General features: G+C 71.3%; 16 protein-coding genes. 9 read left to right on the top strand and 7 right to left on the bottom strand.

Annotated elements, in window-relative coordinates:
- Positions 1-3: 3 nt before the first annotated feature.
- From IEZ00_RS37930 to IEZ00_RS04365, 5 genes are all read left to right on the top strand, one after another.
- Positions 4-174 carry an AMED_5909 family protein gene (locus tag IEZ00_RS37930; protein WP_276530094.1) on the top strand — a complete coding sequence of 57 codons (171 nt, stop codon included), beginning with the start codon at positions 4-6 and terminating at the stop codon, positions 172-174.
- A 309-nt stretch (positions 175-483) separates the two neighbouring features.
- Positions 484-1,953 (top strand): FtsK/SpoIIIE domain-containing protein, encoded by a 1,470-nt coding sequence (locus IEZ00_RS04350; RefSeq protein ID WP_189221659.1) that lies wholly within the window; start codon positions 484-486, stop codon positions 1,951-1,953.
- The gene (locus IEZ00_RS04355) at positions 1,953-3,557 is read left to right on the top strand and encodes a replication initiator (RefSeq protein WP_189221660.1); all 1,605 of its coding nucleotides are present in this window, start codon (positions 1,953-1,955) and stop codon (positions 3,555-3,557) included. The genes IEZ00_RS04350 and IEZ00_RS04355 overlap by 1 nt, the downstream gene beginning before the upstream one ends.
- Before the next feature lie 20 nt (positions 3,558-3,577).
- The gene (locus tag IEZ00_RS04360; RefSeq protein ID WP_189221661.1) at positions 3,578-3,772 is read left to right on the top strand and encodes a helix-turn-helix transcriptional regulator; all 195 of its coding nucleotides are present in this window, start codon (positions 3,578-3,580) and stop codon (positions 3,770-3,772) included.
- A 36-nt stretch (positions 3,773-3,808) separates the two neighbouring features.
- Entirely contained in the window at positions 3,809-5,035 is a 1,227-nt protein-coding gene (locus IEZ00_RS04365) for a tyrosine-type recombinase/integrase (protein ID WP_189221662.1), read from the top strand.
- A 21-nt stretch (positions 5,036-5,056) separates the two neighbouring features.
- Here IEZ00_RS04365 and IEZ00_RS04370 read toward each other — a convergent pair whose 3' ends face one another.
- Together IEZ00_RS04370 and IEZ00_RS04375 are read right to left on the bottom strand one after the other, a co-directional pair.
- Positions 5,057-6,271 (bottom strand): acyl-CoA dehydrogenase family protein, encoded by a 1,215-nt coding sequence (locus IEZ00_RS04370; protein ID WP_189221663.1) that lies wholly within the window; start codon positions 6,269-6,271, stop codon positions 5,057-5,059.
- Positions 6,272-6,278: 7 nt separating this feature from the next.
- A complete protein-coding gene (locus IEZ00_RS04375) occupies positions 6,279-6,938 on the bottom strand; it encodes an SCP2 sterol-binding domain-containing protein (protein ID WP_189221664.1) in 660 nt (219 codons plus the stop codon).
- Positions 6,939-7,036: 98 nt separating this feature from the next.
- Here IEZ00_RS04375 and IEZ00_RS04380 point away from each other — a divergent pair, with 98 nt between their 5' ends.
- Complete coding sequence (locus IEZ00_RS04380; protein WP_189221665.1) at positions 7,037-7,702, top strand: TetR/AcrR family transcriptional regulator; 666 nt, start codon at positions 7,037-7,039, stop codon at positions 7,700-7,702.
- A gap of 125 nt (positions 7,703-7,827) precedes the next feature.
- On the opposite strand, the gene IEZ00_RS04385 is transcribed toward IEZ00_RS04380, so the two are convergent.
- Positions 7,828-8,151 (bottom strand): hypothetical protein, encoded by a 324-nt coding sequence (locus tag IEZ00_RS04385; RefSeq protein ID WP_189221666.1) that lies wholly within the window; start codon positions 8,149-8,151, stop codon positions 7,828-7,830.
- 193 nt (positions 8,152-8,344) lie between these two features.
- Here IEZ00_RS04385 and IEZ00_RS04390 point away from each other — a divergent pair, with 193 nt between their 5' ends.
- Positions 8,345-8,524, top strand: coding sequence for a hypothetical protein (locus tag IEZ00_RS04390; protein ID WP_189221667.1), 180 nt, complete (start codon positions 8,345-8,347; stop codon positions 8,522-8,524).
- A 69-nt stretch (positions 8,525-8,593) separates the two neighbouring features.
- Here the strand turns inward: IEZ00_RS04390 and IEZ00_RS04395 are convergent, their stop codons facing one another.
- Entirely contained in the window at positions 8,594-9,523 is a 930-nt protein-coding gene (locus IEZ00_RS04395; protein ID WP_189221668.1) for an alpha/beta hydrolase, read from the bottom strand.
- Between the two features lie 123 nt (positions 9,524-9,646).
- Here IEZ00_RS04395 and IEZ00_RS04400 point away from each other — a divergent pair, with 123 nt between their 5' ends.
- A complete protein-coding gene (locus tag IEZ00_RS04400; RefSeq protein WP_189221669.1) occupies positions 9,647-10,081 on the top strand; it encodes a MarR family winged helix-turn-helix transcriptional regulator in 435 nt (144 codons plus the stop codon).
- Positions 10,082-10,083: 2 nt separating this feature from the next.
- On the opposite strand, the gene IEZ00_RS04405 is transcribed toward IEZ00_RS04400, so the two are convergent.
- Together IEZ00_RS04405 and IEZ00_RS04410 are read right to left on the bottom strand one after the other, a co-directional pair.
- The gene (locus IEZ00_RS04405; RefSeq protein WP_189221670.1) at positions 10,084-10,935 is read right to left on the bottom strand and encodes a MaoC/PaaZ C-terminal domain-containing protein; all 852 of its coding nucleotides are present in this window, start codon (positions 10,933-10,935) and stop codon (positions 10,084-10,086) included.
- On the bottom strand, positions 10,935-12,251 hold the full coding sequence (locus IEZ00_RS04410; protein ID WP_189221671.1) for a 3-oxoacyl-ACP reductase: 1,317 nt from the start codon (positions 12,249-12,251) through the stop codon (positions 10,935-10,937). Before IEZ00_RS04410 ends, IEZ00_RS04405 begins: the two co-directional genes overlap by 1 nt.
- Positions 12,252-12,335: 84 nt before the next feature.
- Between IEZ00_RS04410 and IEZ00_RS04415 the strand changes: the two genes are divergently transcribed.
- A complete protein-coding gene (locus IEZ00_RS04415; protein WP_189221672.1) occupies positions 12,336-13,613 on the top strand; it encodes an acetyl-CoA C-acetyltransferase in 1,278 nt (425 codons plus the stop codon).
- On the opposite strand, the gene IEZ00_RS04420 is transcribed toward IEZ00_RS04415, so the two are convergent.
- Positions 13,614-14,240 (bottom strand): SIMPL domain-containing protein, encoded by a 627-nt coding sequence (locus tag IEZ00_RS04420; RefSeq protein ID WP_189221673.1) that lies wholly within the window; start codon positions 14,238-14,240, stop codon positions 13,614-13,616.
- Positions 14,241-14,402 lie beyond the last annotated feature (162 nt).

Consider the following 14,402-nt stretch of genomic DNA (forward strand, 5'->3'; position numbering starts at 1 on the left):
TTGATGCCCGCCCCGAGTTCGGCCCCGGCAGTGCTGCGTGAGTACTACCTCCGCAGTGCGGAGGTCTACGCCCACGTGGCGGAGGTCGACCGGGGGCATCACCACGAAGCGCTCTACTGGGCCAACCGTGAACGGCAGAAGGGGGAGGCCATCGCCCTGCCGCGCAAGCCCTAGCTAGTCCTGTTCGGACATACCGCGTGATCTTGCGGGGTCACGTGGCGATGCCGCACGTCTTTGTTGCGGCACAAGGGGAACGTAGGCGCAGAAGCGGAAACCGGCTACCAACCATGCCGCTCCTGCGCTGTCCACCACGCGATGCGGAGTGAACAGACGTGAGCGTAGAACCTCGGCGCACTCCTGCGCCAGCGGGGGCCTCGGCCAAGCGGTGCACCTCGTGCAAGCGCTTCGCCCGGCTCCTGCCCGGACAGACCACCTGTGACGCCTGCCTCGGCGTCCTTCCCCTCGACTTCGGCGGGCGGCGCGATGCCTAGGCCCGGCGGTTCGCGTTGGGTCGATCCGGCCCCGCTGGAGATCGCTCGTCCGCGCCTGCCCTGGTGGGTTCTGCTGCCCTGGTGGCTGCTGTGGATCGCCGTACCGGTCGGCCTGGTCGTGCTGCTGGTGCGGCTGGTCGTGCGGCTGCTGCACCGCTACCCCGTCGTGGTCCTGGTACCGCTGGGCCTGCTGGTCGTGGCGCGGCGCTGGGGCTGCTGGCCGCTGGTGTTCCTGCTCCTGGTGCTCGTCGCGGTGCTGCTGATCTGGTGGGGCCTGCACCGCTCCTCGTTCCGCCGCTGGGTGTGGTGGCCGGTGCTGTCGCAGTGGCGGCGGGCTGGCGTCTACGCCCTGCGCTGGCGGACCACGATGCGCCTGGCGGACCTGGCCAAGCGGGATCGGGGCCGGGAGTACCGGCCCACCCTGCGCGCGGTGCGCTCGGAAGGCTGGCGTGACCGGGTGCGGGTGCGGATGATCCCCGCCCAGTCGCCGGAAGCCTGGGAGCTGCGGCGGGACAGCCTCGCCCACTCCTTCGGCGCGCGCTCCTGCCGGGTGCGGGTACTGCGGCCTCGGGTGATCGAGCTGGACTTGATCCACCGTGACCCGCTGCTGTGGCCGCTGCCCGTGCCGGTCCTGGCCGACGATGCGGCCGGTGTCGATCTCAAGCGCGTGGTGGTCGGCCGGACCGAGACCGGCAAGCCGTGGCGGCTGCGACTGCTCGGGTCTCAGCTCCTCGTGGTCGGCGTGCCAGGTGCGGGCAAGGGCTCGGTGTTGTGGTCGATCGTGTGGCAGCTCGCCCCGGCCATCCGCGCGGGCCTGGTGCGCCTGGTCGGCATCGACCCCAAGGGCGGGATGGAGCTGGGGCAGTGCCCCGACGTCTTCGACCGGCTGATCTTCGACAACAGCGCGGACGCGGTCGAGCTGTTGGAGCAGCTCGCCACCGAAGTGAAGGAGCGGGCCGCCCGCTACCGGGGCATCCGGCGGCTGTGGGCTCGCGACACCGGTGAGCCGTTGACCGTGCTCGTCGTGGACGAGCTGGCGGACGTGATCGCCTACCAGCCGGACCGGCAGCTCCGCGACCGTGCCGCACGCGCGGTGCAGACCATCACCTCACAGGGCCGCGCCCCCGGCTACGTGCTCGTGGGCCTGGTCCAGGACCCGCGCAAGGAGGTCATCGGCTTCCGGCACCTGTTCAGCACCCGCGTGGCGCTGCGGCTGGACGAGCCGCAACAGGTGGACATGGTGCTCGGGGACGGGGTGCGGCAGCGCGGCGCGGCGGCACACGAGATCAGCGAGAACACGCCCGGTGTCGCCTGGGTCAAGCAGGACGGCCAGCGCGAGCCGGAGCGGGCTCGGGCCTTCCACGTCACCGACGCCGACCTGGTAACGCTGAGGGACTACTTCCGGGCCGGTGAAGTCCGGCCCTTCCCCACCTCCGGCGGCGCTGAGGGGGTGGCGGCCTGATGACCGGCACCCGCGCGGAGCGGATGCGCCAACCAATGGCGCTGGACGTGGCCAAGGCCGCCGCAGAACAGCACGGGGTGTGCGTGCGGCCGTTCACGATGGAGGTGGAGGACCGGGGCAGCTACGAAGTGCGCTACGTCGCCGTGCCCTGCGGCTCCACGGTCGAGAGCGTCTGTGCCCCGTGTGCGCGCAAGGCCAAGGCGCTGCGCATGGCCCAGTGCCGCGAGGGCTGGCACATGACCGCAGAACCCGACTTCACCCCCGACCCGCCCACGCACGATCAGAAGGAGCTGCTGACCTTCCGGGCCGACCTCGTGGCGGCGTACCGGGAGGCGGTCGAGGCCGGTCACGCGGGCGATGCCGACGAGCTGCGCGAGGAGATCCACTCCGTGGACGCGGAACTTCGGCAACTCGGGGTGCGGGGCCGCTTGCCCTCGCCCGACGCACCCGGCAGGCGGCCGGTGAAGCGGTCCACCAGGCGGCGGCAGGACGCGCCGAACCTGCCCCGGCGGCGGGTCGAGAAGCGCACCATCGGCCGTGAGTACGCGGGCGGGTTCCGGCCCTCGATGTTCGTCACCCTCACCCTCGACACCTACGGCCGCGTGCGCGATGACGGCACGCCGGTCGATCCGGACACCTACGACTACCGGCGGGCGGCTCGGGACGCGGTGCACTTCGCCTCCCTGGTCGACCGGTGGTGGCAGAACCTGCGCCGCGTCGTCGGGTGGGATGTGCAGTACTTCGCCACCGTCGAACCCCAGCGGCGGGCGGCGCCCCACCTGCACGCGGCAATCCGCGGTTCGATCCCGCACGAGACGATCCGGCTTGTCACCGCGGCGACCTATCACCAGGTGTGGTGGCCTCGGCACGACGAACGCCGCTACAGCGGTGAGCACCTGCCGGTGTGGGACCCGCGCGCCGAAGCGTTCGTCGACCCCGACACCCGTGCGCCGTTGACGGCTTGGGATGACGCGGTGGAAGCGGTCGAGCAGCCCGCGCACGTGGTGACCTTCGGCCGCCAGGTGCACTCCAAAGGCATCCTCGGCGGCTCGGAGGAAGCCGGGCGGCACATCGGCTACCTGACCAAGTACCTCACCAAGTCCATCGGTGAGGTGGTCGAGCAGCGCACCGACCGGCAACGGCGGCACGCGGACCGCCTGGCGGACGAGCTGGCCGTGACGCCGTGCTCGGAGCGCTGCCCGGTGTGGCTGCTCTACGGCGTCCAGCCACGCGGAGCGGGCTCGCGCACCACGCCGGGGCACTGCAAGGGCCGCGCCCACCGCCGAACCACGTTGGGCCTGCCCGGTCGGCGGGTGCTGGTCTCGCGCAAGTGGTCGGGCAAGACCCTGGCCGACCACAAGGCCGACCGGCGGCGCTTCGTCCTGGAAGCGCTCAAGGCCGTGGGCATCGAGAAGCCCGAACCCGACCGGTCCCAGCTCGTCTGGCACAAGGTCCGCCCCGGCGACCCCAACGTGCCACCACGCGCGCACCTGCTCATGCACGCCATCGCCCAACGGGTCACGTGGAAGGCCGAATACGACCGGGCCTTGCTCGCGGCCAGCGGCGCACCGCCGGATCTTTCGGCAGTTCCACAGGCAGCCTGAGCGAGCAAGGGGGGACGGCGATGAGCGCGAACGAGTTCGACCGGCTGTGGAGCGTTGACGACCTCTCGGCCTTCCTCGGCGTGCCGGTGCACACCATCCGTGGCTGGCGCACCAAGAACTATGGGCCACCTGCCCGCAAGGTCGGCAAGCACCTGCGGTGGGACCCAGCCCAAGTCCGCGAATGGTTCAACAGCCTCGGCCAAGAGGCGGCCTAGAACTTTCGGCAATTCGACTCACAGGAGAGGTCTGTCATGGGGCATGTGCAGGACCGCTGGTGGAAGGAGGTCAAAGATCCGGTGACGCAGGAGGTCACCAGGGTCAAGACCTCGTTGTACGGCACGGGTTTGCGCTACAAGGTGCGCTACATCGACCCGGACGGTGTAGAGCGGTCCAAGAGCTTTCCGGACCGCCAGAAGAAGAAGGCCGAAGACTTCCTGATCGAGATGGAGTCGGACAAGCGCGAGGGGAAGTACATCGATCCCAACGCGGGCAAGACGCTGCTCCGCGACCAAGCCGAGAGCTGGCTCAAGGGCTACTCGGCGGACGCGGCGACTCGCCAGACCATCGCGAGTCGGCTCCGCAGTCAGATCTACCCCTTCTTCGGGCACCGCCAAGTCGGCGCGATCACTCCCCAGCTCGTCCGGGACTGGCTGGGTGAGCTGCAGGAGAAGGGCCTCGGAGCGACCTACCAGGCCGTGTTGTTCGAGACCCTGTCGTCGATCATGAATTCGGCGGTGGACGACAAGCGCATTCACCGAAACCCGTGCAAGGTCAACAGCATCAAGCGTCCCCAGCGGTCATCGCGGAAGGTGGTGCCGTGGGCTGAATCGCGCCTGCACAAGCTTCAGTTGGCGTTGGACGCGCGCTTCAAGATCGTGACTCCGCTGGGCGCTGGCTGCGGCCTCCGGCAGGGGGAGATCCTGGCCTTCTCCCCCGACGACATCGACCGTGACTCGATGATCATCAACGTTCGGCGGCAGATCAGGTCCATCAACCGGGGGTTGGTCTTCTCCCTGCCCAAGCGGAACAAGGAGCGCCAGGTGCCGCTGGCGGCGGGTGTGCTCGAAGCGATCGACGCCTACATGGAGATGTACCCGCCTACGGCCGTCACGCTGCCGTGGGACCAGCCGAGAGGCAGCCGGGTGACGGTCAACCTGTTGATGGTCCGCGAGGACGGCGGTGTCTACAGCGGCGACCTGTTCAACAAGGTGGTGTGGGTGCCCGCCTTCAAGCGGGCGGGACTGACCTACGAGAAGCGACAGGACGGGATGCACGCGATGCGGCACCTCTACGCCTCGGTGCTTCTGGCGCAGGGCGTGTCCATCAAGGAACTGGCGGAGTACCTCGGTCATGAAGACCCCGGCTTCACGCTCCGGACGTACACGCACCTGCTGCCGTCCAGCCACCAGCGAGCCCGCAAAGCAGTGGACGGGGTCTTCCGCGCCCGAAAGACCCCGTCCACCTCCCAGACGGCCTGACGACGGTCTGGGGAGATCAACTCACTTGATGTGCATCCCCGAGATGGCCCTGGCCACCACCAACCGCTGGATCTCGCTGGTCCCCTCGAAGATGGTGAAGATCTTGGCGTCCCGGTGCATCCGCTCCACCGGGTGCTCCCGCGTGTACCCGGCCCCGCCGAGGATGTGGATCGCGCGCTCGGTGGCCCACACCGACACCTCGCCCGCCTTGAGCTTGGACATCGAGCCCTCGCCCGCCGTGAACGGCACGTTGTTGCGCCCCATCCACGCCGCCCGCCACACCAGCAGTCGCGCCGCGTCGATCTCCATCTTCATGTTGGCCAGGTCGAACGCGATGGACTGGTTCTCGATGATCTTCCGCCCGAACGCCTCGCGGTCCTTGGCGTAGTCCAGCGCGTACTCGTAGGCCGCCCGCGCCACGCCGACCGCCATCGCGCCGACGGTGGGGCGGGTGGTCTCGAACGTGGCCATGGCGGCCTGGCCGCCCGCGCGCTGCCCCTCGCGGGCGCGGGCCAGGCGGGCGTCCAGGCGTTCCTTGCCGCCCAGCAGGCACCGGCCGGGCACGCGCACGTCGTCGAAGAACACGTCCGCGGTGTGCGAAGCGCGCATCCCGTGCTTCTTGATCTTGCCGGGGGAGGACAGGCCGGGCGTGCCGGGCGGCACGACGAAACCCGCCTGGCCGCGTGCGCCCAGGGTCGGGTCCACCACGGCGGTGACCACGTGGACGTTGGCGATGCCGCCGTTGGTGGCCCACGCCTTCTGCCCGTTGATGACCCACTCGTCGGTCTTCTCGTCGTAGACCGCGCGGGTGCGGTAGCCCGCCACGTCCGAGCCCGCCTGCGGTTCGGAGGCGCAGAACGCGGCCAGCTTCGGGTCGTCCTCGGTGCCGAAGCACTCGGGCACCCACTCGGCCAGCTGCTCGGGTTGGCCGGAGGCGAAGATGCCCGCTGCGGCCAGGCCGGTGCCCATCAGCGCGAGCGCGATGCCCGCGTCACCCCAGAACAGCTCCTCGGTGGCGATGGGCAGGGACAGGCCCAGGGGGTCGGCGAACCACGTGGCCAGCGACTCGAACCCGTACAGGCCGATCTTGGCCGCTTCCTGGATGACCGGCCACGGGGTTTCCTCCCGCTCGTCCCACTCGGCCGCGGCGGGCCGGATCACGTCCTCGGCGAAGCCGTGGACCCAGTCGCGCAGGTCGGTCTGGTCCTCGTTGAGCTCCAGCGAAAAACCGCCCATGGTCCCCTCACGCCTTCGGGATGTTGAACAGGCTCATGAAGCCGGCGGCGAAACCGAGGTCCCCCTTGACCTTCAGCTTGCCGGTCATGAACAGCACGGGGGCGGAAGCGTTGCCGGTGGCCAGCTTGAGGAATTCGACCGGGCCGACGGTCACGGTGGCGCGCGGCTCGCGCGTCGCGCCCTTGGTGATGGCGCACTGGGCGTTCTCGATGACCACCTCGTAGGAGTCGAGGCCGTCCTCGCCGAACCCGCCGGTGAGCTGGAGGTGGACCACGGCCCTGGTGGAGCCCGCGCGCTCGCTGCGGAAGTGCGTCTCCATGCGGTGGAAGACCTCGTCGAGGACGCGCTCGCGCAGGCCCGGTCGCGTGGTGACCGCTTCGACCTGGCCCTTGGAGGCGCGGGAGATGACGCGGGCGAAGTCGCGCGCGTCCATCGCGGACAGGTCGAGGTGGGCGGCGTTGTCGGCGAGGGCGACCAGCGCGTCGAGCAGGTCGGCGAACTCGTCCTCGTCGAGCTTCTTCGGGTCGATGCCCTTGGCCACGGCGTCGATGTCGAGGCGGGCCAGCGCCGGGTCGTCCGGCTGGAGCCGCCGGAGCCGTTGGAGTGCGGAGATCAGCTCCCGCGCTCCGAGTTCGGCGATCGCCTCGGTGGTGAGGTCGATGGTCATGTGGGCACCTCCGCTACCTACTGCCCGGTAAGACTACTGGCGAGTAGGTTAGGCGGCAAGGGGGTTCGATAATCTTGGCGCAGCCTTCAGGGGGTGCGATGCACGCTGACCAACCGGTCCGGAACGGGCGAGCCAAGAGGCTGCCGCGCGAGGTGCGCGAGCGGCAGATCATGGACGCCGCCGTGGACGTCTTCTCGCGGCTGGGCTTCCACGCCGCGTCGATGGACGAGATCTCCGAGGTCGCGGGCATCTCCAAACCCATGCTCTACGCCTACCTCGGGTCCAAGGAGGAGCTGTTCGCGACCTGCATCCGCCGCGAGTCCAACCGGATGATCGAGGCCATCGCGACCGGTGTCGAGGCCGACCAGCCGCCGGACGTGCAGCTGTGGAGCGGACTGCGCGCGTTCTTCGGCTTCGTCGGGGAGAACCGGGCCAGCTGGCAGGTGCTGCACCGCCAGGCCAGCTCCCAGGGCGGCCCCTTCGCCGCCGAGTTGGCCGACATGCGCGGCCGGGCGATCGCGCTGGTGGCGACGCTGCTGGTGCACTCGGCGGACTCCCAGGACGTGCCGCGCGCGGGCGACAAGGAGGCCGAGAGCCTGGCCGCCGCACTGGTCGGCGCGGGCGAGTCGCTCGCCGACTGGTGGCTGGACAACCCGGCGGAACCGGCGGGCGTCGTGGCGGCCAGGCTGATGAACCTGGTGTGGATGGGCTTCGGCGACCTGGTGGCGGGCAACGTGTGGCACCCGCCGTCGCGGCGGTCCTGATCAGCCCCTGACGTCGGGACGCCGGAGCCACGACCCGTCACCGCCGTTTTCGCGGAACTGCGGGACTCTCCGGCGATCCACGTGCACAACGAGTCGCCGAAGCGGTTTCCGCCGATACGTACTGATCAGCTTCCGTCACGCTCGACCCGCGCGCTCGCGGAGCGCATGAACACGTCCGCGCGGTCCCCGAGGAGGCCCTCCGCGTTCAGGATGAACTGCAGCGCTGCCGAGAGGTCGTCGCGCACTTGGTGCTCCATGCTGTCGCGTTCTCCGGCGCTGCTGAAGGTGACCTCGTCGAGGTGGCGCAGAGCTGTCGCGCGCACCGCGTCGGCGTCCAGCACCGTGACGACGGCGTCCACCGAGATCCGGTAGCGCTCACCGTTCTCCAGAACGTTCTTGAGCTGGGACTTCTCGGTTTCGGTGGTGGGCAATGGCCGTGATGTGGTCATATTTCCTAAAACTACCCAGGCCGCCCCGTCGCGACTATCCGGAAGATTCCCTAGGGGGTGTCCCCGAAGCGGGTCGGGCTGATTCTCCTTTTACCTCCGGCCGTGTGCGGATGTCTTGGGACGACTGGTGAGCGGTGGCGCTCTGACCACGGGGCGCGCATACGCTCGGTAAGTTCTCAGATGGGGTTCACGAATGACCGCCGCAGAGTGGGACGTCCTCTCTGCCCGTTCAACGGCCATGGGGCGGGCCCGGGACGAGCCGCGCACCCCCATGCGCCGGGTCGAGGAATTGCGCCCGCAGGTGCGGGAGATCGTCGCGGAGCTGATCGACACATGCGGGACAGTGGCGTGCCCGTCGACGACCGGCACATGATCCAGGCGTGGAGCGACGCCCCGAAGGCCCTGCGCGGAGAGGCCTTCGGGGCGCTCTAATCCAAGGGGCTCAGGAAAGCGCCTTCTTCAGGACCGAGATGGCCTGGTCGATCGCGGCTTCGGCGGCGTTGGTGCCGCGCAGCGCGTTCAGCATCACGAAGTCGTGGATCGCGCCCTGGTACCGGACGGCGGTCACCGGCACGCCCGCCTCGCGCAGCTTGTTGGCGTAGGCCTCGCCCTCGTCACGCAGCACGTCGGCCTCGGCGGTGATCACCAGGGCGGCGGGCAGGCCCGCCAGGTCCTCGGTGGTGGCGCGCAGCGGCGACGCGGTGATCTCGGCGCGCTGGGCGGGGTCGGTGGTGTACTGGTCCCAGAACCACTGCATGGCGTCGCGGCGCAGGAAGTAGCCCTCGGCGAACTCGTGGTAGGACGGCGTGTCGAAGGACGCGTCGGTCACCGGGTAGAACAGCACCTGCTGGGTGAAGGCCACGTCGCCGCGCCGCTTGGCCAGCAGGGTCAGCGCGGCGGCCATGTTGCCGCCGACCGAGTCGCCCGCCACGGCCAGCCGGGAGGCGTCCAGGCCGTGCTGGGCGCCCTCGGTGGTGATCCACCGCGCCACCGAGTACGACTCCTCCAGCGCCACCGGGTAGTGGACCTCGGGCGAGAGGCTGTAGTCGGGGAAGACGACCGCCGCGCCGGTGCCGACGGCCAGTTCGCGGACCAGGCGGTCGTGGGTGTGGGCGTTGCCGAACACCCAGCCCGCGCCGTGGATGTAGAGCACGACCGGCAGCGGGCCGGTGGCGTCGACCGGGCGGACGAGGCGCACCGGGACGGAGCCGACGGTCACCCACTCCTCGGCGACCTCGGGCTTGGCGATGTCGCCGGACTGCACGCCGTCGACGGTCTTGCGGCCCTCGACCGGGCCGAGGTCGAACAGGTAGGGCGGGTTGGCGGTGGCGGCGGCGAACTCGGCGGCGGCGGGTTCGAGGGTGACGCTCATGATCGGCTCCTCCGGGGTGGTGGTGCTCCGTGCTGACAAGAACAAAGCTAGCGCGCAATTACATCGTGCACAACTTAATCGGGCACGGGTGTACTGTGGTCTCAGTCACCGGAGGAGGACACCATGGACGACGAGTTCACCCTGGAGCTGGACGACCAGCTCTGCTTCGCCCTCTACGCGGCCTCGCGCGTGATCACCGCGCGGTACCGGCCGCTGCTGGACGACCTGGGCCTGACCTACCCGCAGTACCTGGTGCTGCTGGTGCTCTGGGAGCGCGGCGCGGTGCCGGTCAAGGACCTCGGTGCGGCCCTCCAGCTCGACTACGGCACGCTGTCGCCGCTGCTCAAGAGGCTGGAGGCGAACGGCCTGGTGCGCCGCGAGCGCCGCCCGGAGGACGAGCGCTCGGTCATCGTCGCGCTCACCGACGACGGCGTGGCGCTGCGCGAGCGCGCGGCGGCCGTGCCGCCGGTCATCGGCGACGCGATGGGGCTGAGCAAGGAGCAGACCGCGCAACTGCGCGGCCTGCTGCGCACGCTCACCGACAACGTCAGCCGCTGAGATCAGCCGCTGACGGTGCCCTCCAGGGAGGGCTTGCCGCCGCTCCACACGCTGAACCGCCAGCCGTCCGCCGTGGGCCGCGCGGCGAAGTCGGCGCGGGCGGGCAGCGGCAGAGGCGCCTTGAACCGCACGTCCACGGCGCAGGCGTCGGGCAGCCTGCCCGCCAGCGCGGCCAGGCACCGCGCCTTGGTCCACATCCCGTGCGCGATGGCCCGTGGGAAGCCGAACGCCCGCGCGGCCAGCGGGTGCAGGTGGATCGGGTTGCGGTCACCGGAGACCGCCGCGTAGCGCCTGCCGGTGTCGGCGGGCACCCGCCACGAGGCGGTCGGCCGGGGCGGCTGCGGGCGCTCGCCCGCCGCACCGCCGGTCCCGCCGCCGGTCCCGCCACTGGTCCCGCTACTGGGCCCGCTACTGCGGCGCAGATAAGTCGACACGTCGACCCACACCGCCTCGCCGTCCACCGACGCCGTGGTGACCACGTCGAACTGCCTGCCGCGTTCGTGCGGGCGCAGGTTCTCCGCGCGCACCACCAGCTCCAGCGGCTCGGACGCGAGCAGCGGGCGCGTGCGGGTGATCCGGTTGGCCACGTGCACCAGCCCCGGCAGCGGGAACGGGAAGTCCGCGCCGGTCATCAGCTCGACGTGCAGGGGGAACGCGAGCACGTGCGGGTAGGTCGGCGGCAGCTCGTCGCGCACGCCGAACCCGCAGACCCGGCCGTACGCGGCGAGGTGCGCCCGGTCGACCTCCGCCCCGGCGGTGAGCACCGCGTCGGGCAGCGCGTCGGACGAGGTGTCGCCGCGCTTGGCCGGCGCGGTCACCGCCGCCTTCGCGTACAGCCACGTCAGGCCGGCCATCACGCCCCCAGCAGGCTCTGCCCGCACACCCGCACGACGTTGCCGGTGACGCCGGTCGACGCGGGGTGGGCGAACCACGCGACCGTCTCCGCCACGTCCACCGGCAGCCCGCCCTGGGACAGGCTGTTCATCCGCCGCCCGGCCTCGCGGATGAGCAGCGGCACGGCGGCGGTCATCCTGGTCTCGATGAACCCCGGCGCGACGGCGTTGACCGTGGCCCGGCCCGCCAGCTCGGCGGAGAGCTGGTCCACCATGCCGATCACGCCCGCCTTGGTGGTGGCGTAGTTGGTCTGGCCGACGTTGCCCGCGATGCCCGCGATGGACGACACGCCGATGACGCGGCCGTTGGACCGCAGCGCGCCTGCCTCGACCAGCGCCGCGTTGACCCGCTCCTGGGCGGCCAGGTTCACCTCGATCACCGCGTCCCACCCGGCGGCGTCCATGCGGCCCAGCGTGCGGTCGCGGGTGATGCCCGCGTTGTGCACGACGACGTCCACGCCGCCGTGGCGCTGGGTGAGGTGGTCGACGATGCGGCCGGGGGCGGTGGCGGAGGTGATGTCGAGCTGGAGCGCCGACCCGCCGACCCGGTTGGCCACCTCGGACAGCTCGGCGCCCTGCGCGGGCACGTCCAGGCACACCACGTGCGCGCCGTCGCGGGCGAGCACCTCGGCGATGGCCGCGCCGATGCCCCGCGACGCGCCGGTGACCAGGGCGACCTTGCCCGCCAGCGGCCGGTCCCAGTCCTCCGGCCGCTCGACCTCGGCCGCGCCGATCCGGACGACCTGGCCGGAGACGTAGGCGGACCGGCCGGAGAGCAGGAACCGCAGGGTGGACTCCACGCCGCCTTCCGCGCCCTCGGCGACGTGGACGAGCTGGGCCGTGCCGCCGCGCTTGAGCTCCTTGCCCACGCTGCGCGTGAAGCCTTCCAGCGCGCGTTGCGCGATCCGGGAGGCGGCCTGCTCCGGTGGCGTGCCCAGGACGACGACGCGCCCGCACGGGCCGAGCTTGCGGATCACCGGGTGGAAGAAGTCGTACAGCTCGCGCAGCCGCTCGGTGCTGTCGATGCCGGTGGCGTCGAAGACGAGCGCGGCGTAGCGGTCGGCGTCGGTCGCCGGGACCGCCGTGTCCAGGCCGGCCGACGTGAGCACGGCGCGCACCGGTTCCACGAGGCGACCGCCGCCGCCGAGCAGGACCGGCCCGTCCAGAGGTGGCCGGTCGGGCGAGTGGCGGCGCAGCGGGTGCGGGTTGGGCAGGCCGAGCTTGCCCACCACGAACCGCCCGATCGCGGACTGGGCGAACGACTGGTACCGATCCATGGGCACATCACACTCCCTACTGACTGGTAAGTCTACTGGTGAGTAGGTAGTCTGGCGGGCACAGCCCCGCACCCGGAGGACGACATGCCCAGCACCCGGCGAGTTGCCATCCTCGGCGGCAACCGCATCCCGTTCGCCCGGTCCAACGGCCCCTACGCCACCGCGTCGAACCAGGACATGCTCACCGCCGCGCTGGACGGCCTGGTCAGCCGCTTCGGGCTGCGCGGCGAGCGGCTGGGCGAGGTCGTCGCGGGCGCGGTGCTCAAGCACAGCCGGGACTTCAACCTCGTCCGCGAAGCCGTCCTGGGCAGCAAGCTGTCCGCCGAAACCCCCGCCTACGACATGCAGCAGGCGTGCGGCACCGGCCTGCAGGCGGTCATCGCGGTGGCCAACAAGATCGCCCTCGGGCAGATCGACTCCGGCATCGCGGGCGGCGTGGACACCACCAGCGACGCGCCCATCGGCGTCAACGAGGGCCTGCGCTCGGTGCTGCTGGAGTTCAACCGGGCCCGCGGCGTCGGGGCGCGGCTCAAGCTGCTGACCAAGCTGCGGCCCAAGCACGTCATCCCCGAGCTGCCGCGCAACGGCGAGCCGCGCACCGGCCTGTCCATGGGCGAGCACGCGGCGATCACCGCGCGGGAGTGGGGCATCGGCCGCGCCGAGCAGGACGAGCTGGCCGCAGCCAGCCACCGCAACCTCGCCGCCGCCTACGACCGGGGCTTCTTCGACGACCTGGTGACCCCCTTCCAGGGCCTGACCAGGGACCAGAACCTGCGGCCGGACTCCTCGGCGGAGCGGCTGGCCAAGCTCAAGCCGGTGTTCGGCAAGGGCGAGGGCGCGACCATGACGGCGGGCAACTCCACCCCGCTGACCGACGGCGCGTCCGCCGTGCTGCTGGCCAGCGAGGAGTGGGCGGCCCAGCGGAAGCTGCCCGTGCTGGCCTACCTGACCTTCACCGAGACCGCCGCGGTCGACTACGTGCACGGCGGCGAAGGGCTGCTCATGGCCCCCGCCTACGCCGTGCCCAGGATGCTCGCCCGCGCCGGGCTCACCCTGCGGGACTTCGACTTCTACGAGATCCACGAGGCGTTCGCGTCGCAGGTGCTGGCCACCCTCAAAGCGTGGGAGGACGCCGAGTTCTGCAAGGCCAAGCTGGGCCTGGACGCGCCGCTGGGGTCCATCGACCGGGCGAAGCTCAACGTCAACGGCTCCTCGCTGGCCGCAGGTCACCCGTTCGCGGCGACAGGCGCCCGGATCGTGGCCACGCTGGCCAAGCTGCTGGCCGAGAAGGGCTCGGGACGCGGCCTGATCTCGATCTGCGCGGCGGGCGGCCAGGGCGTCACGGCCATCGTCGAGCGGTAGTCAGTCCAGCAGCGACCAGGACGCGGTGCAGCGGACCGTCACCACGATCTGCTGGGCCTCCAGGTTGAGCTGGTCCATGCGCGGCGGCTCGCCCGGCGAGCCGCCTGCGCCGAAGGCCATCACGCGGCTCGCGCCCTCGGCCGCCCACACCTCGCCGTCGCCGTCGGACAGCCGCAGCAGCACGCCCAGCCGGACGCCCAGCGCCTCGGCGTAGCCCTCGGCGCGGCGGCGGGCGTCGGCCACGGCCGCGCGCTGCGCCTCGCGGACGGCCTCGGCGTCCTCGGCCAACTCCCAGGTCGGGCCGTTGAGCCAGGTGGGCTCGGCCCCCACGAGCGCGCCGAGCAGGTCGTCCAGGCCGGTCAGGTCGGTCACCCGCAGCACGTACCGCTGCACCGCGCGGGCACCCGAGCGCCGCTGGCCGTCCCAGTTGTCGTGCACCGACAGCTGCCGCGTGCGCACCTCCACCCCGTCGCGCCGCAACAGCGGCTCGACGGCGGAAACGCGCTCGGTCAGCGCGCGCGCCGCCTCGTCGCGGGTCGCGCCCGCCGCCTCGAAGCTCACGTCCACCTGCGCGCGGTCGGCGGTCCGCTCGACCCTGCCCACGCCCTTGGTCACCACCTCGGCCATCGGGCCAGCCAACCGATCCGGCGGGCCGCGCGCAAGCCGTCACCCGCGCTGAGCGGGCAGGAGAATCGTCGGCGCTGAGGCCGTAGCTGCCGGGGATTCGCCGGCCTGTGCCCCAACTCACCGGATAATCGGGTGCATCGCGCGTCCTGAAGGTGCATACTT

The organism is Saccharothrix coeruleofusca, assembly GCF_014648515.1.
In the GTDB taxonomy this organism is placed as follows: domain Bacteria; phylum Actinomycetota; class Actinomycetes; order Mycobacteriales; family Pseudonocardiaceae; genus Actinosynnema; species Actinosynnema coeruleofuscum.

Excerpts from the sequence above, each read along its gene's own strand:
- IEZ00_RS37930 (WP_276530094.1), top strand. The coding sequence starts at position 4 with ATGCCCGCCCCGAGTTCGGCCCCGGCAGTGCTGCGTGAGTACTACCTC.
- IEZ00_RS04350 (WP_189221659.1), top strand. The coding sequence starts at position 484 with ATGCCTAGGCCCGGCGGTTCGCGTTGGGTCGATCCGGCCCCGCTGGAG.
- IEZ00_RS04355 (WP_189221660.1), top strand. The coding sequence starts at position 1,953 with ATGACCGGCACCCGCGCGGAGCGGATGCGCCAACCAATGGCGCTGGAC.
- IEZ00_RS04360 (WP_189221661.1), top strand. The coding sequence starts at position 3,578 with ATGAGCGCGAACGAGTTCGACCGGCTGTGGAGCGTTGACGACCTCTCG.
- IEZ00_RS04365 (WP_189221662.1), top strand. The coding sequence starts at position 3,809 with ATGGGGCATGTGCAGGACCGCTGGTGGAAGGAGGTCAAAGATCCGGTG.
- IEZ00_RS04370 (WP_189221663.1), bottom strand. The coding sequence starts at position 6,271 with ATGGGCGGTTTTTCGCTGGAGCTCAACGAGGACCAGACCGACCTGCGC.
- IEZ00_RS04375 (WP_189221664.1), bottom strand. The coding sequence starts at position 6,938 with ATGACCATCGACCTCACCACCGAGGCGATCGCCGAACTCGGAGCGCGG.
- IEZ00_RS04380 (WP_189221665.1), top strand. The coding sequence starts at position 7,037 with ATGCACGCTGACCAACCGGTCCGGAACGGGCGAGCCAAGAGGCTGCCG.
- IEZ00_RS04385 (WP_189221666.1), bottom strand. The coding sequence starts at position 8,151 with ATGACCACATCACGGCCATTGCCCACCACCGAAACCGAGAAGTCCCAG.
- IEZ00_RS04390 (WP_189221667.1), top strand. The coding sequence starts at position 8,345 with ATGACCGCCGCAGAGTGGGACGTCCTCTCTGCCCGTTCAACGGCCATG.
- IEZ00_RS04395 (WP_189221668.1), bottom strand. The coding sequence starts at position 9,523 with ATGAGCGTCACCCTCGAACCCGCCGCCGCCGAGTTCGCCGCCGCCACC.
- IEZ00_RS04400 (WP_189221669.1), top strand. The coding sequence starts at position 9,647 with ATGGACGACGAGTTCACCCTGGAGCTGGACGACCAGCTCTGCTTCGCC.
- IEZ00_RS04405 (WP_189221670.1), bottom strand. The coding sequence starts at position 10,935 with ATGGCCGGCCTGACGTGGCTGTACGCGAAGGCGGCGGTGACCGCGCCG.
- IEZ00_RS04410 (WP_189221671.1), bottom strand. The coding sequence starts at position 12,251 with ATGGATCGGTACCAGTCGTTCGCCCAGTCCGCGATCGGGCGGTTCGTG.
- IEZ00_RS04415 (WP_189221672.1), top strand. The coding sequence starts at position 12,336 with ATGCCCAGCACCCGGCGAGTTGCCATCCTCGGCGGCAACCGCATCCCG.
- IEZ00_RS04420 (WP_189221673.1), bottom strand. The coding sequence starts at position 14,240 with ATGGCCGAGGTGGTGACCAAGGGCGTGGGCAGGGTCGAGCGGACCGCC.